This is a genomic window from Hungatella hathewayi WAL-18680, assembly GCF_000235505.1.
Lineage (GTDB): Bacteria > Bacillota > Clostridia > Lachnospirales > Lachnospiraceae > Hungatella_A > Hungatella_A hathewayi_A.
Map to the genome: position 1 here is coordinate 614,185 of NZ_JH379028.1, position 23,608 is coordinate 637,792.

Here is a 23,608-nt window from a genome sequence, read left to right on the forward strand (position 1 = left end):
CTATGTTAATCCTGAAGCGCCTCTATGTAGGCGGCGGCTTCGCCGACGGTTTTCACATTTACCACTTCCCGCTCCTCCACTTCGATGTCGAAGGTCTCCTCAATCTCGCCAATCATGGCCATAAAGTCGTAGGAATTGAAACCCAAATCCTCCATAAACCGGGATTCCTCCGTGATGGAATTCAAGTCCACATCCACATATTCCACAATGATTTCCTTTAATTTCTCTATCATAATTCTCTCCTTCTATGTATGTTCTATCGGTTCCGGTATCTCTTCTATATTTCCTCTATAATCGTCCCCACCGCGACCTCCGGTACTCGGACGCCGCAGAACAGAATCCGGCAGAGATAATAGTAAATGGACTCCAGTTTCTCCGGTGTCACCACACCGGTCTGATACTCAAAGCTGAAATCCAGCCCGTTATCCGACGCCCGGTGCATCACAGTCAGATACAGGGTGTGGGCCGCGACTCCGTTGGTGTAGCGCTCCGTCTGGTACCGGATGTCCCCCAGACGCTCCAGCCCGTCGGTCTTCAGGCTCATGGGCTGGTAAGTCAGGCTCAGCGCCTCATAGGTCTGCCCGTTTTTCAACCCGTAATGCTGCTGGCGGAAGCCATAGTAATCCACCGGGTTATAGTTGGCATGGCGGAAATACTGGTTCTGCTCATCCCGGATTTTCAGAACGCCCTCCAAGAAGGTGTCCTCTCTCGGCACCGTGGTGCGGAAGGGGAAGCAGTGGATGCGGGAGCCGCCGCACTTCTTCTCCGACAATGTGGCCCGTCTGGCTATCGTCGTGGTGATGGAAATGTCGTCCTCATGATTTTCCTTCTGCAAATAGGTGCGAAGGCCCATCATCAGCAGGCAGACCATGGACACCCGGTTCTTCTCACAGAAGTCCAGCAGCTCCATGGATGGCTCCGCTTCCAGATGAAAGGTGGTGATATTGGCCTCCACATTGTCGGAGGTGTTGGTGGCCGCCCGCAGCTTTGGATTCTTCAGGGCCTTTCGCTCCGCCTTCAATTTCTCCATCCCGAAGATATCCGCAAATACCGGCTCCGAGGCGGCAATCCGTTTTTCAAAGAATTCCCTATCCCGCTTCTGGCTGTCGGAGCCAGCCTCGTAGGCCAAATCCTTCTCCAGCTGTTTGATATAGGAAGCCATGGGCTTCGGCTCGTCGATTCCTTCATATTTCATGTGGCAGTAGAGCTCGATGACGTCCTTTAAAAATACAATCAGGGACTGGGCGTCCATGGTCAAATGGTCCACCAGCAGGTACACGCCCTGGAAGCCATCCGGCATTTTTATCATCACCACCCGGTTTCTGGGGCAGTCGTAAGTGTCGAAAGGCGTCTGGGTCCACTCCTCCAGCTTCTCCCTGGCGTGGCATTCCTGCCAGCCAGTGAAATCAAAATGCTCGATGTCCCGCTCTTCCCTGTCCGCCACGTACTGGTAGACATTGCCCTCCTTGTCCTCGGTAAACCGAAGGCGCATGGACTCACAGCGGTCATATGCCTGGTAGATGGCCTCCTTCAGCAGGTTCCAGTCCAAATCCTGTTCGATGGTCAGGCTGCTTCCAATGTTCAGCACCTGCTTCTTGGGGCAGTATTTCAGACAATAGTAGTGCAGCTTCTGCGCCGCCGTCAGGGGATATACCTGATAGCCGTTTCTCGTCTTCCTCATGGTGTCAGTCCTCCTTCTTTTCCAGTTCGTTTAGGAACTTTTTCAATGCGCCCTCATATGCCTCGGTATCTTTGTGGTAGGCTTCCGCGTGAGCCGCCCCCTCGATAATCAGGATGCTCTTTCCCGACGCGCAGGCGTCATATAACTCATGGCACATCCGGCTTGGCACGAACGTATCCGCATCCCCATGGATAAACAGAATGGGGACTTTGGCCTTTCTCACTTCCTCCACGGCATTGCACTCCGCCAGCCCGTAGCCAGCCTTCTCTCTCGCCATCCGGTCCGATATCTGCATGATGGGAAATGCCGGCATGTGGTACATGTTGTGAAGCACTGAGGTAAAGACGTCCCAGGCGGAAGTAAATCCGCAGTCGGACACGATTCCCTTTACCTGGGGCGGCAGGGATAAGCCGCTGCTCATCAGCACGGTGGCCCCGCCCATGGACATTCCATGGAGGATGAACTCCTGCTCTGTCCCAAACCTTGCCAGAAGATAATCCAGCCAGGTCAACACATCGTACCGGTCCAGACATCCAAATCCTATGTAAATTCCCTCGCTTCTGCCATGTGCCCGCTCGTCCACCAGCAGGACATTGTACCCCTGCTCCAGATAGAATTTCGCGATGCAGGGAAAATCATTCCGCCCCTCGCTGGTGTAGCCGTGAAAACACAGCACAGTGCGCCTGGCCCCAGCCGCCGGATAATAACTCCCCACCAGCTTCAGCCCATCCCCGGACACCACGGACACATCCTCACACTCCCGCGCCTCCAGCCATTCCCGGCAGGCGCGGATATTGGGAATATAATCATCCCAGTTGGTCCCCGCCATCTTCGTGGTGCGCTCCCGTTTTGCATTGTTCCTCAGCACCGTTCTGTTAAAAAAATAACGGGCAATGCCGTACTCCGACACGGCGCCAATCACTCCCAGCCCCAGAATCCATTTCCATAATCCCATCCGGTTCCTCCTGTTTTTATTCCTCTGCATTTCTAATCATATCTTTAATCTTCAATGCCTTCTCAATACTCCCATCCACCTTCAGCTTCCCAAGGGTAAACGCCATCACCGGGTCCAGTTTTCCCTCCGCAATCTTGAACAGCACCTCCGCCGTGCAGGTAAACACCGCATCCCTGTCGTAATACTCATATGGCTCCACGGACAGCACGCCGTCCTTCACCTCCGCGTAGAAAATGCCTTCGCCCTCGCCAACAATATCAAACTGAAACGCCAGCTTCTCCTGAATCCCGCTCACATCCGATTTCATAAAAATATTCTTTGCCTTCTCAAAAATCTCCTGGTATGTCATCACTCGTTCTCTCCTTTTCCTCCTCGTCCCCGTCCGAATCTCTGGCCGTACACACGGCAATCAGATACTTCCCCCAGAGACATTTCTGATAAAATACATACTCCTCGCTGCTGCTCTCCACATTCCCGTCCGCCTTCCAGGAAAATGATATCTCCCTCATGGAAGCCGCCAGACCGGTTCCCCTGGCCTTCAGATAACTCTCCTTCAAGGTCCAGTAGCGGAAAAACAATTCCGGCGTCATCTCCCGGCCTCCCAGCGAGGCCAGTTCCTCCTCCGTCAGCACCTTTTTCACCAGCCGCTCTGAAAATGGCCGTATCACCTCCACATCCAGACCAACCGTCCGGTTATGTAAGGCACAGGCAGCCAGGCCGTCGCAGTGGCTGATATTGAACTGAATCTCCGGACGCTCCTCCAGATAGGGTTTTCCATATCTTCCTGTTTTTACGGTTAATTGGGACAAAAAAAGAGCATATTCTCTTTGTAACCCCATGTTAAGCAGTGTTCTTCCAAGTATATGCTCCCGTTGTCTTCTGTTTTGCTGTCCCAGCTGTTGTCCCTCTCCGGCATAAGCAGTCAGATAAATCATGGCTTTTTCGTCCTCTCCTTCGGCATTCCAGAAACCGACGCTTTTCGACCATCGGTCGAAAACCATCATACGCATAAGATATCACGTTTTCGACCGCCAGTCAAGTATGGTTTTTCCCCTCCATTTCTGCTATACTTATCTGTATTCATAATTTATAGCGAAAAACAACAGGCAGCAAATGATGGGGGTAATAACGAATGCAGGAGAAAACAAAACGCGACATGATACTGGACGCCATGCAGGAGCTGATGAACGAGTCCTCCGGCAACGCCATATCCGTCAGCGACATCGCCAGAAAGGCGGGAATTGGGAAGGGAAGTATTTATTATTACTTTCCGTCCAAAAATGATATTATGGAGGCCGTGATTGAGCGTTCCTATTCCATGGCCATAGAAAAAAGCAAAGAACTGGCAACCACAGCCAATATCTCTGCTTTCAAAAAAATGGAAATCATCTTCCGGGCCTGTATTGAGGCTTCCTCGGAGTTGAAGCGTCAGGAGGAGTGCAGCAGCTTTATGGAACTGCAGCAGAGCGCCCTGACCCACCAGAAATTTATCAGTTTTTTGATTAAGAATTTGAAACCGATTCTCTCGGATATCATCCTCCAGGGAATGGAGGAGGGAAGTCTGACCTGTGAGTATCCCCAGGAGATAGCGGAAATCGTCCTGATTATTCTGACCGTGAAGCTGGACAACCATCTAAGCCCCGCCTCCGCGGAGGAGATTCAGAACCTGCTTCGGGCCTTTTCCTGGATGCAGGCAAAGAGCATGGAGATTGCCCCGGAGAATCTGGAATTTCTGCGGATTTAGACAGATATCCGCCAACCGGAACGAGAAAGGAGGAATCCGCCGATGAAAAACTGGCTTTTGAAAACCGCCTGGCCCATGGTACCGCCGGTGCCATACTCGGCCTTTCACGTGGTGTTTGCCATTACGGGGATTCTCTGCGCTGTCCTCCTGGCCTGGAGCCTGCGGGGCTTAAACCGGCGCTCCTACTACCGCATTCTCTTTCTGTGCGGCCTGGTACTGGCCCTCAGCGAGCTGTACAAACAGCTGTTTATCTATTACATCGTCGGTCAGGGACGCTACGACTGGTGGTATTTTCCCTTCCAGCTCTGCAGCCTTCCCATGTATCTCTGCCTCCTCATTCCCCTCTTCCGTGGAAATGCATTCGGCAGGATACTCACCACCTTCGTCCAGGATTTCGGCCTCTTAGGCGGCGTCATGGCCCTGCTTGAGCCATCCGGCCTTCTTCACCCCTACTGGACCCTGACTCTTCACGGACTATCGTGGCACATCATGCTGGTTTTTATCAGCCTGTTCATCACCTTCGCCCAAAGCACGGACGCGGACGCCGCCGCAGACGGCCATGCCTCTGCCACGCCGGCCCCCAATCGTCACATTTCTGCCCCACCGGAAACCGCCACGGCCGCAGCTTCCTCTGCCCACAGCCTGACCGCCTATCTGCAGATGCTCCCGCTGTTCGCCATCTTCTGCCTCATCGCCACCGCCATCAACACCATGACCCACGGCGCCGCCGACATGTTCTACATCTCGCCCTACTACCCGGTGACCCAGGTCGTGTTTGACAAAATTTCCATCCTGTACGGAACCGGCGCCGGCATTTTCATCTATCTGCTCAGCATCTGTCTCGGCGGCTTTCTCTGCCATATGGGACTTGGATATCTCCAATTCCTGGCACAGAAGCATAAAAAATCATGAGCCTACGTCATTTCCCCGCGGCGGTATTCCCGCGGAGTACAGCCATAGCTTCTGGAAAACAGCCTGGAATAGTAGCTCAAATGATTAAATCCGCATTCCAGCGCAATATCCGAGACCGTCATGGAAGTATACTTCAGCAAATCCGCACTGATATGCAGCCGGTAACTGTTCAGGTAATCAATCGGCGACTGCTCTAACTGCGCCTTAAATATCTTACAGCATTTACTCTTACAGACATTCCCCTCATTCGCAATATTCTGAAGCGAAAGCTCCTCCCGGAAATGCAGACGGATAAACGAAACCATCCGCCGCAGCGCCGTGACATCCGCGGACGGCTCCCGTTCCGGACTTCCCGTCATCTGCCCGGTCATGTCACTGACCAAATGCCACAGCGAATACAGCGCGCCAATCACCTCCATCTCGTAGCAGGAAGCCTGCTGCTCCTTCATCTCCCATATATTTAAAATCCGCTTTACGATGTCCCCCTGCCCCTGCCGATTCAGGCAGAGATAGGAAGTCCTCCTCTCCTCCAAAACCGGCTCCACATATCTCTGAAACACCTTTTGGCAGGAGGCCAGCAGGGACGGGTGGAACAACAGGCAGATAAAGCTGCAGTTTTCATTCCGGGCCGCATAGCCGTAATGCATAACCCTGGAGTTAACGAAAATCCCCTCTCCCCTGCCCAATTCCACATGCTCGCCGTTCACGTAATAGTTCATTTCCCCGTCCAGCAAAAAAATGAATTCCACATCTTCATGCCAATGGCAGGGCGCTCTTCTGCCCGGATAGTCAAACAGGTTCCCCTTTCGGATATAGAGGGGGATTCCGGGCGTGTCATAGTGGATGATTTCATACTGGTCCGGCATGGTGTCAATCTGAAGTTTTGCCATATCGGCTGCTCCTTTCCGGGCGGATACCGCCTGCTTCCTTCAACAGGCCGAATACGATTGTGATAATATTTAAACCATATTGTGCTAGAATTCTGAGCTTATGTATATTATTATAACATTTGAGAGGAATCGGTGTCAAAAGATGAATACGGAAAACAAAGCCTTTTACAAAAAACTATTTGCCCTGGTACTGCCAATCGCACTACAAAATCTGATGTCCGCCTTTGTCGGGGCCTCCGACGCGTTGATGCTGGGCATGGTAGACCAGGAATCCTTGTCGGCAGTGTCCCTGGCCACGCAGATTCAATTTGTGCTGAGCCTTTTTTACGCCGCATTAACCATCGGAACCACCATCCTGGCGGCCCAGTACTGGGGAAAACACAACCGCGAAGCCGTGGAGCATATTCTGGCATTTGCGACAACACTGTCGGTGTTGATATCAACCGTCTTTTTTATGGCGGCCCTCCTGTGCCCGGCCATGCTGATGCGCATCTTTACCAACGAGGAGACGCTGATACAGGCGGGAGCCGGTTATCTGCACACGGTCAGCTGGTCCTACCTGCTGGCCGCCGTCTCGCAGATTTATCTCTGCATTATGAAAAACAGCGGAAGAGCCCTGAAAAGCACCCTTTACAGCATCACCTCCATGACACTGAACATTTTGTTAAATGCCATCCTGATATTCGGACTCTTCGGCTTTCCAAAGCTGGGCATCGTGGGCGCCGCAATCGCGACGGTGATAGCCCGCCTGGTGGAGCTGGCCCTGGTCCTCTGCGAGAACGCCAGACCGGACGTGGTGCGGTTGAGACTCTCCAATATCGTACATACGAACCGCATTCTGAAAAAGGATTTCTGGCGCTATACCTCGCCGGTCCTGGCCAACGAGCTGGTGTGGGGCTGTGGATTTACCATGTTTACCGTGATTATGGGACACCTTGGAAGTGATGCCATCGCCGCGAACTCCTATGCCAACATTGTCAAAAACCTGATCTCCTGCTTCTGCATGGGAATCGGAACCGGCAGCGGAATCATGATTGGAAATGAACTGGGGCGCGGCAATCTGGGCAAAGCCAGACAGGACGGCGGGCGGTTGTGCAGACTGGCGGCCGTGTCGGGGATTTTTTCCGGAGTGGTGATTTTGCTTCTCACCCCCCTCATTCTGCACGGCGTCGGGAATTTAACCCCCACCGCCCACGGATATCTCCGTGTCATGCTTTTTGTCTGCGCTTACTATATCGTGGCAAAATCCATCAACTCCACCACCATTGCCGGTATTTTCTGCGCGGGAGGGGACACGAAATTTGGATTCCTGTGCGACTTAATTACGATGTGGGTCATCATCATTCCGCTTGGACTGACTGCCGCCTTCGTCCTTGATTTCCCCGTGCTTGCCGTGTATGTAATTCTAAACCTGGACGAGCTTGTCAAACTTCCGGCCGTTTACGGAAACTATAAGAAATACCGGTGGGTAAAGGATTTGACGCGGGAAACAAACATATAAAACAAGAACAAAAAAACTAAACCAACAGGGAGGAACACCAATGAACCAGAGAGAACGAATGCTGGCCGGACTGCCATACAAAGCGTGGCTGGACGGACTGGAGGAAGAACGCATTGCCTGCAAACAGAAAATCTATGAATTTAACCACCTGCCTCCAACGGAGCAGGACAAAATACTGGAGCTGTTAAAACAGTTATTGGGGAAAACAGGGGAACACGTCTGGATCGAAGCGCCGTTTCACTGTGATTACGGCTGGAACATCGAAGTCGGCGAAAACTTCTTTGCCAACTATAACTTAACGCTGCTGGATGTGGGGAAAATAACCATCGGCAAAAATGCCCAGATTGCCCCCAACGTCTCCATTTACACGGCGGGCCACCCCATTCACCCCGACAGCCGGAACACCGGCTACGAGTACGGAATCCCCGTCACCATCGGAGACAATGTCTGGATAGGCGGCAATGCCGTCATTCTCCCCGGCGTCACCGTCGGCAATAACGTCGTCATCGGCGCCGGAAGCGTCGTATCAAAGGACATCCCCGACAATGTCATCGCCGCCGGCAATCCCTGCAAGGTCATCCGCGAGATTACGGAAGATGACCGGAAGTATTATTACAAAAACAGGGAATTCGATGTGCCGATAGAATAACAACCAACAAAAAACGCGCTGATTCTGTTTCCATCGAATCAGCGCGTTTCTCAATCAGCCATTCATAAACCGGCCTAAGAATTCTTTTGTCTTCAATTTCTGCGGGTTCCCAAAGATGTCTGCCGGAGTTCCCTCCTCCTCAATCACACCGTCCGCCATAAATACCACATGGTTGGACACGTCGCGGGCAAATGCCATCTCGTGGGTCACGATAATCATGGTCAGGCCCTCGCCTGCCAGGGTTCTCATGACGGCCAGAACCTCGCCTACCATCTGTGGGTCCAGTGCGGATGTTGGCTCGTCGAAGAGCAGCACCTCCGGCTCCATGGCCAGGGCGCGGGCGATGGCCACACGCTGTTTCTGTCCGCCGGATAGCTGTCTCGGTTTGGCGTTGATGTAGGGCGCCATGCCGACCTTTTCCAGATAGTAGAGAGCAGATTTCTTCGCCTCGTCTTTATTTTTCTTCAACACCTTGGTCTGGCCCACGATACAGTTGTCAAGGACCGTCAGGTTATTGAACAGGTTAAAGCTCTGGAACACCATGCCCACCTTGGAGCGGTACTGGGGCACGTTCATCTTCCGCTCGGTGATATCATTTTCATGGAACAGGATTTCTCCCGTGGTGGGAGTCTCCAGCATGTTGATGCACCGGAGCAGGGTGGATTTACCGGAACCGGAGGCGCCGATGATGCAGGTCACATCACTTTTATCCACCGTAAAATCAATGTCGCGCAGAACCACATGCTTGCCAAAGGACTTGCTCAAGTGGCGCACTTCCAATATATGATTCGCTGCCATCATTTCTCCTCCTTCTTTGTCTCCGGGTAGCGGTACATGCCGCTGGTGTGCGCCAGGGTGTCCGTCGTCGCCAAATCATAGTTGTCGGAACCGTCCATCCGGTTCTCCAGCCACCGAAGGATTCTGGAGCAGGTAAAGGTCATGATGAAGTACATCACCATGGTGATGGTGTAGGTCTCAAAGTTCATGTACAGGGCGCCGGCCGCCGCCTTCGTCTTGTAGAGCAGCTCGGCCACGCCGATGACAGACAGCACGCAGCTGTCCTTGATGTTGATGATTAAGTTGTTGCCAATCTGCGGCATGATATTTCTCAGCGCCTGCGGCAGAATGACGTAGAGCATGGTCTGCACATGGGTCATACCGATGGCCTTCGCGCCCTCCGTCTGGCCCAAATCAATGGAAAGAATACCGCCCCGGACTGTCTCGGCCATGTAAGCGCCGGTGTTGATGGACAAAATGAAGTTGGCCGCCTGAATCATGGTCATATTCACGCCCAGCAGCGGCAGCAGGCCGAAGTAGATAAACATGGCCTGGGCCATCATAGGCGTTCCGCGGAAGAACTCCACGTAGGCGTTCAAAATCAGTTTCACCACCCACAGAAATCCTTTCTTTACCGGATTGTCTTTCTGTTCTACGGGAATGGTCTGCACGATACCCACCGCGAAACCAATGATACATCCCACAACGGTACCCACCAGGGCAATCCGGAGACTGACCCCGGCGCCCTGTAACATGGACGAACCATATCGGTTGAATACGACCATTACGCGGCCGAAAAAGTCTGTTGGCATATCCGTTTCTCCTTATTCTGTGTAAATATCCTGACTATCCTCCGTGACAGGCCCCGGCCATTTCCGGGCGCCCTGCCTCGATTTCAATCCTTAGCTTGCCAGCGGCTGAACGGCAATCGCATCATCCATCATCTTGGAGAAGTCATCCTTCGTCATCTTGCTTAACACGCCGTCGATCGCTGTCTTTAACTCGGTGTTGCCCTTCTTCATGGAAATGCCGATGTTAATCTCCTCATCGGTTACCTGGAAGTCATTCTCCGCGCCGCCAAATTCCAGCAGCTTGAAGTTCGGGTAGGCCACCAGAGCGCCCTTGCCGGTCGGCTGGTCTGTCACTACCAGATCACATTTGTCAGCCTGTAAGGACATCAGCATGTCCGGTGCATTGGCGGTAGCCGCTAAAATGTTGGCGTCCGCAATCTGTGGCAGACAGATGTCATACCAGATGGTGCTCTGCTGGGAGGTGCAGGTAGCCCCTGCCAAATCCGCCACACTCTTGGCGTCCGCATACTTGCTTCCCTCTTTTACCAGGGTGACAATCGTTGCATAGTAATATGGCTCGCTGAAATCCACAGCCTCCAGTCTCTCGGAGGTGATGGACTGACCCGCGATAACGCAGTCTACCTTGTCCGCCTGAATGGCCGGAATCAGAGAATCCCAGTCGAGACGCACAATCTCCAAATCATAACCCAGCTCCTCGCTGATCTTCTTTGCCATCATCACATCGTAACCGTAAGCGTACTCATTGCTCTCTGCAATGGGAACGGCTCCGTTGGAATCATCCGGCTGTGTCCAGTTGTAAGGCGCGTAGGCACACTCCATAGCCACTCTCAGAGTCTTCTTCTCTCCGTCTGCCACCTGGGTTCCTGCCGGGCTCTCGGCCTTACCGCCACATCCGGTTAACATACCTACCGCCATGACGGCCGCAAGAATCGCTGCTGCTGTTCTCATACTTTTTCTCATAATCTTCTCTCCTCTTTCCAATCCCCTGCTGGGTTTTTGCTGACTGCATTTTCCCATACCTGTCAAACCTGCCGTGTGCCTGTCCCTGTGGAGCAGACGCCGCTTCGCGATAAGTATAACAAATAGCTACATTATAGATGATAAAGTCAGGAATTGTCAAGGTTTCCGCCTGTATTTGCCGATGTTACCTTCTATCGGCGCCGGAACCGGCGGCCGGAGACATTTCCCAGACATATCCGGTGGAAAACGCAGAAAGAGGCCCGCTCTTTCAAGCTGACCTCTCTGTCAGATGATTCTACACTCCTGGCCCCTTCTCGCCGCCGGAACTGTTTCCGCCGCCGCCCATGTCGCCTGGGCCATTTGGTTGTCTCGTCTCAGGCGCCTTGGTTGTCTCAGGCGCCGCCGTGGTCTCCGGGGCCGCTGTGGTCTCCACCGGCGATGTCTCCGGCACAGACGCTGACGTTTCCGGAGCCGCTGTGGTCTCAGCCGGCGCTTTCGTGGCTGGCGCCGCCGTGGTCGGTGCCGCTGTCGTGGCCGCTGCCGTCTCCTTCGGAACCGAGGAGGTGGTCTTGCTGCCGGTTCCCTCCAGCGTATAGCAGAGCACCGGCATTCCCGCCTCAATATTCTCATAGATGGTCTTCGCCACCGACGGCGGCAGGTTCACACACCCATGAGAACCGCTTGTCTTGAAAATGTTTCCGCCAAAGCTGGAGCGCCATCCCGCGTCATGCATGCCGATATTGCCATTGAATGGCATCCAGTAGTCGACCGGCGTCCGGTAATCCTCCCCCTTCAGGGTGGCATTTCTCTCCTTATAGGTGATGGGGTAGGCCCCCGGCGGAGTGTCATAACCCTTGGAGGAATTCCCCGACACGAAATCCGATTCCACCAGCAGCTTTCCATCCTTATAAAAGAACAGATGCTGTGCCGTCAGGTTAATCTCCACATAGGTGTTCCCGTAATCATTGGCCCCGTGGCTGTTGGCCTTCTGGGAGTATATGGGTTCCCTCGTCTGGCTCTCCCCTGAGCGGATAATGCCGTACAGTTCATCCGTCTCCGCGCTCTGGTTGATGCGCCAGCCATAGAAACCGCTGCTGATCGTCACCTCCTTGCCGTAGGAGGTCTTCAGCGTTTTCTTCTTGTAAGCCGTATTATATTTGTCCGCCAGACTCTTCACATAAGCCGCCACCTTGTCCCGGTCCAGGCCGATGGTCTTGTCGGCATTGACGCTGATCCAGTCATGAATCGTCTCCCCGGACAGCACCTCCGTCTTGTCCCCGAACTTGTAAGTCACCGTCACATTGGTGTGCTTGTTCAGGCTGTCGGCCACCTTCACCAGTTCCTCGTCCGCGCTGGTAATCTCCGGCTTCACATAGGCGTTCAGCTCCTCAAAGGAGACATCCTCCTTCAGATTCTGAATCGCCAGGGTGATTCCCGCCTCCACCACCTCTTTCTCCAGCAGATTGCCCGGCTCCTCCGGCACCACCGTATACCCCTGGCCGGAAATGTAGTCCGACACGTAGGCATTCACCGGCGCCTGCACCTTCTCCTCGTTGAAACACTCCAGAGAATCTATCTTCTTCTGCAGAAGTTCCTCGTCGTAGGCGATCATGGTGGCTATCTGGTATTCCGTCTCCTTCTTCCGGTGTCCCCACCAGGAAAGCGGCTTCTGCTCCGACAGCATTTCCTCCAGACTGCCGTCAAACTCCGAGTGGAGCCCGATATCCGCCTTGGTAATCTGCTCCTTCGCGCCGCCCCTCTGGTTCAGCGTCAGCACATACCCGTCAATCTGCGAGGCAATCAGCTCCTTCACTTCCTCCACCGTCTTCTCCGACGCGTCCACGCCGTTGATGGTAGTATTGGGAAAGAACACATCCTTATATTTCTGTCCCTTATATATGTACACTCCCCCCATGGCCACAGCGGCCACTGCCAGCACACCTGCGGCGGCAATGATAGCTGTCCATGCGGTAGAATTCTTCCTCCTGCTTCTGGCTCTGTTTTTCGTCCTTCCAATCATTGGTAAATTCCTTTCTCAACTCACAATCGCATTCTTTATTATAACGCATCCCCCTATCCATGTCTAATAGTTCTTCCCTTAAGTTACTATTACAAAAATCTTAATTCATACTAAAATAGTATAAAATCATCCCGGCCGCTCTTAATTTTATTTTAATACCCGCGCCCCACATTCTAACACTATCTTACAATTCTCCATGTCATGATAAAACAGATCGTTTACAGACAGGAGGAAACCAAATGAACTTATATGACACGGAAAATCAGGCGCTCTCCCTGCCCTCCGTCCTCCGGAATACCGGGAAATGTATCCTGCTGCTTTTTGCCGTCACCCTCGCAGGCTTTCTCTTTTTCCACCTGGGATTCACGGAAGCCAATATCATCACCATCTACATCCTCGGTGTTCTGGTGATATCCGTCGTCACCTCCAGCTGGATATACAGCCTGATTTCCTCCCTGGTCAGCGTCCTTGTCTTCAATTTCTTTTTTACGGCGCCCCACTTCACCTTCCAGGCTTACGACCAGGGGTATCCGGTCACCTTTCTTGTCATGTTTCTGGCGGCGTTTATCACCGGCTCCCTGGCATCCCGGCTGAAGAACCAGGCGCGGCAGTCAGCACAGTCGGAGTACCGCACCAGAGTGCTGTTTGAGACCAGCCAGCTGCTCCAGCAGGCCAGGGGCGGGCAGGAGATTATGGCGGCGGCCGCCAGCCAGCTGGTAAAACTGCTGGAGCGGGATGTGGTGTTCTATCTTTCGGACGGAGAAAAGCTGGGGGAACCACAGTTCTTTCCGGCAGACGACAGAGGGCCGGCGCCATGCAGCCAGTCAGACAATGAGAAGGCCGTGGCCGCCTGGGTCTTCCAGCACAACCATCAGGCCGGGGCGGCCACCGACACCCTCTCAAGCGCCAGCTGCCTCTATCTGGCCATCCGTACCAGCCAGCACATCCACGGCGTGGCCGGCATTGTCATGGGGGAAGAGCCGTTAGACTCCTTTGAGCGCAGCGTCCTGCTCTCCATTCTGGCGGAGAGCGCCCTGGCCCTGGAAAATGACCGGAACGCCAGAGAGAAGGAGACCGCCGCCATTCTGGCCGAGCATGAGCAGCTGCGGGCCAACCTGCTACGCTCCATCTCCCACGACCTGCGCACACCGCTGACTTCCATCTCCGGCAATGCCACCAACCTGCTCTCCTACGGCTCCGGTTTAAATGAGGAGACCAAAACACAGATATACACCGATATCTATGACGATTCCATGTGGCTCATCAATCTGGTGGAAAACCTGCTCTCCGTCACCCGCATTGAGGATGGCCAGATGAATTTAAACCCATCGGCCCAGCTGATGGATGAGGTCATCGCGGAGGCCCTGCGCCATATCAACCGGAAACACACGGAGCACACCATCACCGTGCAAAGCCAGGAGGAATTCCTGCTGGCACGCATGGACGCCAGACTTATCATCCAGGTGATAATCAATATCGTGGACAATGCCATCAAATATACGCCGGAAGGTTCGGAAATCAGAATCCAGACAAAGAAAGAGGGGGAATGGGTCATCGTGGAAATTGCAGACAATGGGCCAGGCATCCCGGATGATGCCAAGCCACACGTATTCGATATGTTTTACTGCGGAGCCAATGAGATTGCGGACAGCAGGCGGAGCCTCGGACTGGGGCTTGCCCTCTGTCACTCGATTATCCGCGCCCATGGCGGAGACATTTTCCTGTCCAATCAGGAACCGCATGGAAGTATTTTCACATTCACACTACCGGCAGAGGAGGTAACTTTACATGAATAAACCGTTTATTTTAGTCGTCGAGGACGACGCGCCTATCCGCAACTTAATCACTACCACCTTAAAGACCCATGACTACCGCTATCTCACCGCCAGCACGGGGGAGGCGGCTATCCTGGAGGCATCCTCCCACAATCCCGATATCGTCCTGCTGGATTTGGGACTGCCGGATATGGATGGCGTGAAGGTGATTGAGAAAATCAGAACCTGGTCCACCATGCCCATCATTGTCATCAGCGCCAGAAGCGAGGACGCGGACAAGATAGAAGCTCTGGACGCCGGGGCGGACGATTATCTCACCAAACCGTTCTCGGTGGAGGAACTGCTCGCCCGGCTTCGGGCTACCATCCGGCGGCTCGCCGTCATGCACAGCAGCTCCCCGGCCGGCTCCACCTTCACCAACGGAGCCCTGCGCATTGATTTTGCGGCAGGCTGCGCTTATCTTAGGGAGGAGGAGCTCCACCTAACCCCCATGGAATACAAGCTGCTCTGCCTCCTCGCCCAGAACGTGGGAAAGGTGCTGACCCATACCTTCATCACACAGAAAATATGGGGCAGCACCTGGGACAATGATATCGCCTCTCTCCGGGTCTTTATGGCGACCCTGCGCAAAAAATTGAGCGGGAACCGGATTCTCCCCAGTACATCCAGACCCACATTGGTGTGGGGTACCGTATGATTAAAGTGGAGTAATCTCGTATTTTTCAAAGGCCAGAGCGCTTTCATTCAACATGGCCAGCATCACACTCTCCTCAAAGGCCGTGAGCAGCCCCTCCTGCATGTCGATTCCCACCAGGCCAAATATCTTTTCCCCGTTTCGGATCGTCAGAAACAGATTTTTGGAGCCTGGCAGGGTGGAGGTTCCGGCTCCGGCCCCCTTGTTATTCTTGTAGGCCCAGGAGGCTACCGCCAGCTCCTGCTCCGTCAGCACCATTTTCCTGCCTGGAATTTCATACAGAAGGGGCTCCTGCTCCACCGGATTGCCGATGAAGCAGCAGGCGCTCCTGTTTAACAGGGTCCCGATCTGCTTTGCCGTGTCCCGGCCGATTTCCTCCCTGCTGTTGTCCCGCTGGAATATCTGGCTGGTGTCCAGCAGAACCCCCATCCGGTACGCCTTCTCCACATTGAGTCTGGTGACGGCCTTCAGTTTTCTCACCAGGGTGGTGATGATGACGGACAGGGCAAAGAAGACCAGGAAGGTCACCAGATATCCGGCATCGTACACGTTGAGCGTTCCTTTTGGCTCCGTGAAACAGAAGTTGAAGCTCAGAATCGCCAGGATGCCGTAGAGGACGCCGGTAGGGCGGTATCCGGACACCAGGGCGGTGAGCATACAGCCAAGCACATAGACCATGATAATGTTGGCCTCTCCAAATCCACATTTCTGAAACAGCCAGGAGACTGCCGTGGCGCCCGCAAGGGACAGACACACGGCTCCCATATCCCACAGAACCTTGTACCCGTCCACATTTCCGGCAATCCTTCTTCTCCTTCTCTTCCGCTTCACATAGGTCTTGTCATAGGAATCGGGAATCAGGAAGATCTCCAGCTTCGGCACCAGCTCCACCAGCTTCTCCGACATACTCTCCCTGGCGGAAAACAGCTTCCGCCGGTTATAGCTGCGCCCCAGGACTATCTTGGTCACACGGGCGATTTTGGCATACCCGGCAATCTGCTCCACAATATCATTTCCAAAGGAAGTGACCACCTTGGCGCCGAACTTCTCCGCCAGCTTCCGGTTCTCCTGGAGCCGCCTTACATTTTCCGGCCCCATCTGCCCATCGTCCGACGTTTCCACATAAAAGGCCGTCAGCTTTCCGTGAAATGCCTTCGCCATTCTGGCGGCCTGCCGGATGACCCTGGCGTTGGAGGGGGAGGTGGACAGGCACATCATGATATGCTCTGTGGCATTGCCCTTGACTTCCCCGGACAGCGCTTCATCCTGCTCCCGGTTCAGCCAGTCGGCCATCCGCCGCAGGGCTATCTCCCGCAGGGCGGTCAGATTCTCCACACTGAAGAAATTGCCCAGGGCCTGGCCGACACTCTCCTTCTGATAGACCTTTCCCGCCTGGAGTCTGGCTATCAGCTCCTCCGGGGGGATGTCTATCATCTCTATCTGGGCCGCCTTATCAAAGATTTTATCCGGGACCCGCTCTCTCACCGCCACGCCGGTGATGGCAGCCACCGTATCGTGGACACTCTCAATATGCTGTACATTTAAGGTGGTATAGACGTCAATTCCCGCATTCAGGATTTCCTCGATATCCTGATAGCGCTTGACATGTCTGCTGCCGTTTGCATTGGTGTGGGCCATCTCATCAATCAGCACCACCTGGGGTCTGCGCGTTAAAATCCCGTCGATGTCCATCTCCTTCACGGCGATTTTGTCCATCTGCATTACTATGGGGGGAATCGTCTCCAGGCCCTGGACCTTCTTTGCGGTTTCCGGCCTGGCATGGGGCTCGATATAGCCCGCCACGATATCGACGCCGCTTCTTTTCTCTCTCTGGGCGGCGCACAGCATGGCATAGGTCTTCCCGACGCCGGCGGCATAGCCGAAAAATATCTTCATTTTCCCTTTTTTCTCTTTTTCCAGTTCCGCCTCGGCCCGCTTTAAATAAGCGTCCGCATTCCGCTCTGCTTCACCCATGCCTGATGTTCCCCCTTTCTGTTCTTATCGATTCCGTCAGGATTCCGTCAAGATTCCATCTAACGCCAGGTTTACCTTCAGGACATTGACGGTCTCCTCCCCAAGAATTCCAAGAAGCTTTCCCTGTGTATACCGCTTAATCACGGCCCGCACTTCGTCCTCCATCATGCCCTTTTCCTTGGCAATCCGTGGTACCTGGTACTCGGCTGCCGCCGGGGAGATGTGGGGGTCCAGCCCGCTGCCGGAGCAGGTGACAAGCTCCACGGGAATGGCCTCCATCTCCGCGTCCGGGTTGGCCTCCTGAATCATGGCCACACGCTCCGCAACCGCGCTCTCAAACTCCTCCCCCGCCGGGGACTTGTTGGACGCCCAGGCGTAGACCACGGTCTCGCCGTTCTCATTGACCAGGGAGGTGTCCGCCAGGACAATTCTTCCCCACAGATGGCTCTCATCCGTGTACTGCTGCCCCAGAAGGCCGCTGCCGTATTTCACCCCGTCGATTTCAATGATACTGCCGTCCGTCTTCCCTCCAAACAGCAGCCGGGATATCCCCGTGACTGCCAGCGTATAGAGAAGGCCGCAGAGAATCATCATAATGCCAAACAGAATTGCTGTCTTTTTTAATACTCGTTTCCACATGCCGCTCAACCTCCTATCAGAATAATCCGGTAATTACAAGAATCATATCAATCAGCTTGATAAAGAGAAACGGAGCCACGATACCGCCCACTCCATAAACCAGCAGGTTTCTGGATAGCAGCTGTCCCGCGGATACCTCCCGGTACTTTACCCCCCGCAGCGCCAGCGGAATCAGGGCCACAATGATAAGCGCGTTGTAAATAATGGCCGAGAAAATCGCGCTCTGGGCGCTGTGCAGATGCATGATGTTAAGCGCCGCAAGCCCTGGGTACAGCCCCATAAACAGGGCCGGGATAATGGCAAAATATTTCGCCACATCATTGGCAATGCTGAAGGTCGTCAGACTGCCTCTCGTCATCAACAGCTGTTTGCCGATTCTCACAATATCAATCAGCTTGGTGGGGGAACTGTCCAAATCCACCATATTGCCGGCTTCCTTGGCGGCCTGAGTTCCGGTGTTCATCGCCACCGCCACATCCGCCTGGGCCAGCGCCGGGGCGTCGTTGGTACCGTCGCCAGTCATGGCTACCATATGACCCTTGGACTGTAAATCGCGAATCATGTTCAATTTCCCTTCCGGCGTGGCCTCCGCCAGGAAATCATCCACTCCCGCCTCCGCCGCGATGGCCGCCGCAGTCAGCGGATTGTCGCCGGTAATCATCACCGTCTTGATACCCATTTTCCGCAAATCCGCAAACTTCTCCTTCACACCGGATTTGATGATATCCTTCAGATAGATAACGCCCAGCACCATATGATTCTGCGCTACCACCAACGGCGTGCCGCCCTTCTCGGAAATCCGTTTCACAACCGCCTCGCACTCCCGGCTGTATATGCCGCCCTGGGCCTGCACATAGTCCTTCATGGCTTCCGCCGCTCCCTTGCGGATGGTGACAGTGGCCGTATCCACACCGCTCATTCTTGTTCTGGCCGTAAATGGGATAAAGGTCATATGCTCCTTCGCCAATTCCCGCTCCCGGATGCCAAAGGTTTCCTTGGCCAGGATCACCACGCTTCGTCCCTCCGGCGTCTCATCCGGCAGGGAAGCCAGCTGGGCCGCGTCCGCCAGCTCCCTGGCCTCGTGGCCGTCCACCGGGATGAACTCACAGGCCTGGCGGTTTCCTAAGGTGATGGTTCCTGTTTTGTCTAACAGTAACGTATCCACATCCCCGGCCGCCTCAATGGCGCGGCCGCTCATAGCCAGCACATTGGCCTCATTTAACCGGCTCATGCCTGCAATGCCGATAGCCGACAGCAGAGCGCCAATGGTAGTAGGCGCCAGGCAGACTAAAAGCGCCACCAGAGACGTGATGGAGGTGGGATTCGCCATCCCCAGCTGTCCCGCTGAAAACGCGGAGTAACCGTACAGCGCCATAATCACCAGAATAAAGATAATGGACAGCGTCACCAGAAAAATCTCCAGCGCAATCTCGTTGGGCGTCTTTTTTCTCGCCGCCCCTTCCACCATGGCAATCATCTTATCCAGAAAACTTTCCCCCGGCTCACTGGTGATTCTCACCACAATCCAGTCGGAAAGAACCTTTGTGCCGCCGGTGACGGCGCTTCGGTCCCCGCCTGCTTCCCGGACTACCGGAGCGGATTCTCCGGTGATGGCGCTCTCATCCACACTGGCCGCTCCTTCTATCACTTCGCCGTCGCCGGGAATCATCTCCCCGGCCTTTACAATCACCAGGTCCCCTTTCACCAGGCTGGCGGACGTGATGCTGGTCACCTCATCCTTCTGTTTTGCAGACGGAATCCTGTGAGCCTCCACATCCTGCTTCGCCGCCCTCAGAGAGTCCGCCTGGGCCTTTCCCCTGCCCTCCGCTATGGCCTCCGCGAAATTGGCAAACAGACAGGTAAACCATAAAATCACCGTAATCCCCAGAATATAGCCGGAGCCCGCATCCCGGATACCTGCTAAGGATGCCAGAAATAATACCGTAGTCAGAATTGCCGATACAAACACCAGGAACATGACCGGATTCTTAATCTGTGTCTTGGGATTTAATTTGACAAACGAATCCCGGACTGCCTGGGCAACCATTTTTTTATCATGAAGAGCATTTCCCGTTTTCATTGTACTGCTCATTGTTGAACCTCCATTCCTATTTACTTTCCCGTCATCCCTATGCCATCATCTGGAAATATTCCGCAATCGGTCCTAAGGACAGCGCCGGGAAAAAGCTGAGGGCGCCTACCAGCAGAACCACAAATACCAGCAGGAATACGAATAATCCGTTGCAGGTGGAGAGCGTACCGGCCGTCACCGCCACCTTCTTCTTTGCCGCCAGACTTCCGGCCGCGTAAATCATGGTCAGCATGGGGATAAATCTGGCTCCCAGCATGGTCAGCCCCATCGTCACATTGATAAATGGGGTGTTGGCGTTAAAGCCTGCAAACGCGGAGCCGTTGTTGCCGCCGCCGGAGGAATAGGTATACAGGATTTCCGACAGTCCGTGGGCTCCCGGATTGTTCAGACTCTCCACCGTGGAAGGTACCAGGGTGGCAATTCCGCTGAACAGTAAAATCACCAGGGGTGTCGCCAGACAGCACAGGGCCGCCATTTTCATCTCAAAGGGCTCTATCTTCTTGCCTAAATACTCCGGCGTTCTGCCCACCATCAGTCCCGCCACAAAGACGGCCAGGATGGCAAAGGCCAGCATTCCGTACAGACCACAGCCCACACCGCCGAATATCACCTCGCCCAGCTGCATCTGAAGCATTGGCACCAGACCGCCAAGGGGCGTATAGGAGTCATGCATGGAATTGACGGAACCGTTGGAAGCCGCCGTGGTCCAGGCCGCCCAGGTAACCGAGGTGGCAATCCCGAACCGGGTCTCTTTGCCCTCCATGTTGCCTCCGGCCGTGCCGTCTGTGGACTCCATGGCCACCGCGCCGTTCTGTGACAACTGGGGGGTTCCGTTTTGCTCACTCACCCCGCAGACAGCCGTAAATGCCACCAGCATAATCATCATGGCCGCAAATATGGCAATTCCCTGCCGCTTATCCCGCACACAGGCGCCAAAGGTAAAGCAGAGAGACACCGGAATCAGGAGCAGGAACAACATTTCAATCAGATTGCTGAATATCGTGGGATTCTCAAAGGGATGGGTGGAATTAAGTCCAAAGAATCCACCGCCGTTGGTTCCCAGCTGTTTGATGGCAATCTGGCTCGCCGCCGGTCCCAAAGGTACCATCTGCTTCGTGATAATGGAAGCGCCCTCCACCGGAGTCCCATCCACTGTGACTGTGCCCTGTTCCACATCAATCACGGCGCCCTCTATCACATTTCCCTCCGCGTCCGCAGCCATGGGTTCCAGAAGTTCCACCTCATCGTAGGCGTGAAAGGACTGGACCACGCCCTGGGAGGCCAGAAGGATGGCTCCTGCCATGGAAATCGGCATTAATATGTAGAGCACCGATCTTGTCAAATCCACCCAGAAGTTTCCAAGCCCTTTAGCCTTCACTCTGGTGAATCCCCGGATGATGGCAAACAGAACGGCCATGCCACAGGCCGCCGACACAAAGTTCTGCACGGTCAGCCCCATCATCTGTGAGAAATAGCTGAGAGCGGTCTCCCCGCTGTATGCCTGCCAGTTAGTGTTGGTCATAAAGCTGACGGCCGTGTTGAAAGCCAGATGCCAGGAATTGCCGGATATCTTCTCCGGATTCAACGGCAGAATTCCTTGTATCAGCAACATGACAAACAGTACGAAAAAGCCGATGACATTAAACAAAACCGCGCTGAGCGCGTAGGTCTTTGCATTCATATCCTCCTTGCTGTCAATGCCCATGATTCGGTAAACCAGCCGCTCGCAGGGCCCGCAGATGCAGGACAGAAAGACATGCTCCCCTCTCATTACTTTTCCTATGTAGGCGCCAAGGGGGATGGCCAGCGCCACAAGGATGATGAAATATACCACGTATTGAATAAACGCTGCCATATTATCTGTTATCTCCTTTCAGCAATATTGCAAAATAATAGATGAGCATCCCGATTCCGGCTGCCGCAATCAAACCCAGAAGCATTTCCATATCTCATTCTCCTTCCTGCCATTCAAATGTCTTGAACTGTATTTTTATAACAAGCATGAGTATATCAGCGCCGCCGTAAAGCCGGGATAAGGAAGAAATCTTTCCATATTAAGACGGCATGAATATTAACAGGCCCTCCTTTTGCGAAGCATGGCGCCGGCACGGGCAATTCCTAAGAAAACGGAAAATATCTCCAGCCGCCCAAGCACCATGCCGATAATCTCTATCCACAGGACCGCGTTTCCCGACTCCGCCGAGGTGACACCGATGGTAAGTCCCACGGTGCCAAGGGCGGAGGCAAACTCAAACATGGCTTCGGTGAGGGTGCAGTTGGCAGCCAGAGTCAACGCCAGCACTCCTGCCATGTAAATCAGCAGGTAGGTGCCCATATAGGTGGACGCCTCCTCCATGAGCGCTTCGCGAATCTGTATCTTCCCTTCCACCGGCTTCACAAAATAGATATTTTTCACCCGCCGCTCCGGGCCGAATTTTCCGCCGATATTGGAGAAGAGGCGGCGCATCACCAGATAGACTCTCGACAGTTTGATACCGCCTGCGGTGGAGCCGGCGCCGCCGCCAACCAGCATGAGAAGAACCATTATTCCGATGGCCGCGGCGCGCCAGGCGCCGTAATCACAGGTGGCAAATCCGGTGGTGGACAGGGCGGAAAACGCGTTAAAAAAAGAGAGGCGCAGCGCCTCGGCTCCTCCATAACCGTTCTGCATCACGAGAAAGACAGCCATAAGGGGGATAAATGCCGCCCCCAGAAGAAGCATAAACCGAATCTCACTCACCTTCACCAGCTGTCTCCATTTTCCCTTTATCAACAGCAGAAGGGCGGCAAAGTTGGTGGTGCCCACCAGCATCAGTAACACGGTCACCAGCTCCACCAGAAGGGAATTATATTCCCCAATGCTGTATAGACGGTTGGAAAAGCCGCCGGTGGAGAGGGCGCACATGGCGTGGAGCAGCCCCTCAAACAGCGAGACTCCGCTTAGCCGGTACAAGATTACGCCCAGCGCCAGAAAACCGCTGTACATCAGAAAAATCACATGGGCCGTCCGCCCGATATTGGGCATCAGGCGGTCGGAATGACCCTCGGCGATGTACATTTCCATGGAATCCTTATCCTGGAAAAAGACCAGCATCATCATGACAAAGCCGAGGCCGCCGACAAACTGCAGAAAGCTCCGGTAAAATAAGTAGATGGGCGCCATGGCCGTCACATCAAGCACCGACAGCCCCGTGGTGGTGAGACCACTGACAGACTCAAACAAGATCTGGGTCAGCCGGTATTGCCTCAGACCGAGAAAAGGCAGCATGGTGATGAAAAATCCGTAGGCCCAGGCAAACAGCACCACCTGGCAGCTCTTCTTCTCCTGAAGGATAGACGCCATGCTCCGGCTGTGGAGTCCCACCAGCTTTCCAAGCAGAACTGACAGGCCGCCGGGAACCACAAACCAGGGAAGCCAGACGGCATCCTCCGGAAAAAATGGGAGGACAACAATGGGAATAAAGAGCAGACCGCCCTCCAGCATCATCATCCATCCGTATATGTTGTTTGTCTTCGTCCTCTCTTTTTTCATG

The 23,608-nt window shown here is 54.1% G+C and carries 20 protein-coding genes and 1 pseudogene; 6 read left to right on the plus strand and 15 right to left on the minus strand.

Annotated features, from left to right (window positions below):
- Positions 1-5 precede the first annotated feature (5 nt).
- The 5 genes from HMPREF9473_RS18620 to HMPREF9473_RS18640 are packed head-to-tail and all read right to left on the minus strand — an operon-like array spanning position 6 to position 3,475.
- The gene (locus HMPREF9473_RS18620; RefSeq protein ID WP_006781747.1) at positions 6-233 is read right to left on the minus strand and encodes an acyl carrier protein; all 228 of its coding nucleotides are present in this window, start codon (positions 231-233) and stop codon (positions 6-8) included.
- Between the two features lie 44 nt (positions 234-277).
- Positions 278-1,681: a condensation domain-containing protein gene (locus HMPREF9473_RS18625; protein ID WP_006781748.1), complete on the minus strand. Its 1,404-nt coding sequence runs from the start codon at positions 1,679-1,681 to the stop codon at positions 278-280.
- Positions 1,682-1,685: 4 nt separating this feature from the next.
- On the minus strand, positions 1,686-2,636 hold the full coding sequence (locus HMPREF9473_RS18630) for an alpha/beta hydrolase (RefSeq protein ID WP_006781749.1): 951 nt from the start codon (positions 2,634-2,636) through the stop codon (positions 1,686-1,688).
- A 16-nt stretch (positions 2,637-2,652) separates the two neighbouring features.
- Complete coding sequence (locus HMPREF9473_RS18635; RefSeq protein ID WP_006781750.1) at positions 2,653-2,985, minus strand: SCP2 sterol-binding domain-containing protein; 333 nt, start codon at positions 2,983-2,985, stop codon at positions 2,653-2,655.
- Positions 2,963-3,475 (minus strand): 4'-phosphopantetheinyl transferase family protein, encoded by a 513-nt coding sequence (locus tag HMPREF9473_RS18640; RefSeq protein WP_207636804.1) that lies wholly within the window; start codon positions 3,473-3,475, stop codon positions 2,963-2,965. Before HMPREF9473_RS18640 ends, HMPREF9473_RS18635 begins: the two co-directional genes overlap by 23 nt.
- A gap of 293 nt (positions 3,476-3,768) precedes the next feature.
- On the opposite strand from HMPREF9473_RS18640, the gene HMPREF9473_RS18645 reads away from it, so the two are divergent.
- Complete coding sequence (locus HMPREF9473_RS18645) at positions 3,769-4,380, plus strand: TetR/AcrR family transcriptional regulator (protein WP_006781752.1); 612 nt, start codon at positions 3,769-3,771, stop codon at positions 4,378-4,380.
- 42 nt (positions 4,381-4,422) lie between these two features.
- Positions 4,423-5,292, plus strand: a complete 870-nt coding sequence (locus tag HMPREF9473_RS18650; RefSeq protein ID WP_006781753.1) for a TMEM164 family acyltransferase — start codon at positions 4,423-4,425, stop codon at positions 5,290-5,292.
- 2 nt (positions 5,293-5,294) lie between these two features.
- Here HMPREF9473_RS18650 and HMPREF9473_RS18655 read toward each other — a convergent pair whose 3' ends face one another.
- Positions 5,295-6,182: an AraC family transcriptional regulator gene (locus HMPREF9473_RS18655; protein WP_006781754.1), complete on the minus strand. Its 888-nt coding sequence runs from the start codon at positions 6,180-6,182 to the stop codon at positions 5,295-5,297.
- 142 nt (positions 6,183-6,324) lie between these two features.
- Here HMPREF9473_RS18655 and HMPREF9473_RS18660 point away from each other — a divergent pair, with 142 nt between their 5' ends.
- Entirely contained in the window at positions 6,325-7,683 is a 1,359-nt protein-coding gene (locus tag HMPREF9473_RS18660; RefSeq protein WP_006781755.1) for an MATE family efflux transporter, read from the plus strand.
- A gap of 40 nt (positions 7,684-7,723) precedes the next feature.
- Entirely contained in the window at positions 7,724-8,332 is a 609-nt protein-coding gene (locus tag HMPREF9473_RS18665) for a sugar O-acetyltransferase (protein WP_006781756.1), read from the plus strand.
- 54 nt (positions 8,333-8,386) lie between these two features.
- Here HMPREF9473_RS18665 and HMPREF9473_RS18670 read toward each other — a convergent pair whose 3' ends face one another.
- From HMPREF9473_RS18670 to HMPREF9473_RS18685, 4 genes are all read right to left on the minus strand, one after another.
- On the minus strand, positions 8,387-9,130 hold the full coding sequence (locus tag HMPREF9473_RS18670) for an amino acid ABC transporter ATP-binding protein (RefSeq protein ID WP_006781757.1): 744 nt from the start codon (positions 9,128-9,130) through the stop codon (positions 8,387-8,389).
- The gene (locus HMPREF9473_RS18675; protein ID WP_006781758.1) at positions 9,130-9,921 is read right to left on the minus strand and encodes an amino acid ABC transporter permease; all 792 of its coding nucleotides are present in this window, start codon (positions 9,919-9,921) and stop codon (positions 9,130-9,132) included. The genes HMPREF9473_RS18670 and HMPREF9473_RS18675 overlap by 1 nt, the downstream gene beginning before the upstream one ends.
- Positions 9,922-10,011: 90 nt before the next feature.
- On the minus strand, positions 10,012-10,881 hold the full coding sequence (locus HMPREF9473_RS18680; RefSeq protein ID WP_006781759.1) for a transporter substrate-binding domain-containing protein: 870 nt from the start codon (positions 10,879-10,881) through the stop codon (positions 10,012-10,014).
- Positions 10,882-11,176: 295 nt separating this feature from the next.
- Positions 11,177-12,901, minus strand: coding sequence for a L,D-transpeptidase family protein (locus HMPREF9473_RS18685; protein ID WP_006781760.1), 1,725 nt, complete (start codon positions 12,899-12,901; stop codon positions 11,177-11,179).
- A 239-nt stretch (positions 12,902-13,140) separates the two neighbouring features.
- On the opposite strand from HMPREF9473_RS18685, the gene HMPREF9473_RS18690 reads away from it, so the two are divergent.
- Positions 13,141-14,697 (plus strand): DUF4118 domain-containing protein, encoded by a 1,557-nt coding sequence (locus tag HMPREF9473_RS18690; protein WP_006781761.1) that lies wholly within the window; start codon positions 13,141-13,143, stop codon positions 14,695-14,697.
- Positions 14,690-15,387: pseudogene (locus HMPREF9473_RS18695) on the plus strand (response regulator). Before HMPREF9473_RS18690 ends, HMPREF9473_RS18695 begins: the two are co-directional and overlap by 8 nt.
- Here HMPREF9473_RS18695 and HMPREF9473_RS18700 read toward each other — a convergent pair.
- The 5 genes from HMPREF9473_RS18700 to HMPREF9473_RS18720 form a co-directional block, all read right to left on the minus strand.
- Positions 15,374-17,344: a DUF4118 domain-containing protein gene (locus HMPREF9473_RS18700; protein WP_006781763.1), complete on the minus strand. Its 1,971-nt coding sequence runs from the start codon at positions 17,342-17,344 to the stop codon at positions 15,374-15,376. The pseudogene HMPREF9473_RS18695 and the gene HMPREF9473_RS18700 overlap by 14 nt on opposite strands.
- 36 nt (positions 17,345-17,380) lie before the next feature.
- Positions 17,381-17,983, minus strand: a complete 603-nt coding sequence (gene kdpC, locus HMPREF9473_RS18705) for a K(+)-transporting ATPase subunit C (protein ID WP_006781764.1) — start codon at positions 17,981-17,983, stop codon at positions 17,381-17,383.
- A 16-nt stretch (positions 17,984-17,999) separates the two neighbouring features.
- Positions 18,000-20,075: a potassium-transporting ATPase subunit KdpB gene (gene kdpB / locus HMPREF9473_RS18710; RefSeq protein ID WP_006781765.1), complete on the minus strand. Its 2,076-nt coding sequence runs from the start codon at positions 20,073-20,075 to the stop codon at positions 18,000-18,002.
- A 37-nt stretch (positions 20,076-20,112) separates the two neighbouring features.
- Positions 20,113-21,930: a potassium-transporting ATPase subunit KdpA gene (kdpA, locus tag HMPREF9473_RS18715; protein ID WP_006781766.1), complete on the minus strand. Its 1,818-nt coding sequence runs from the start codon at positions 21,928-21,930 to the stop codon at positions 20,113-20,115.
- Positions 21,931-22,146: 216 nt separating this feature from the next.
- On the minus strand, positions 22,147-23,607 hold the full coding sequence (locus HMPREF9473_RS18720) for a TrkH family potassium uptake protein (protein ID WP_006781768.1): 1,461 nt from the start codon (positions 23,605-23,607) through the stop codon (positions 22,147-22,149).
- Position 23,608: the final 1 nt, after the last annotated feature.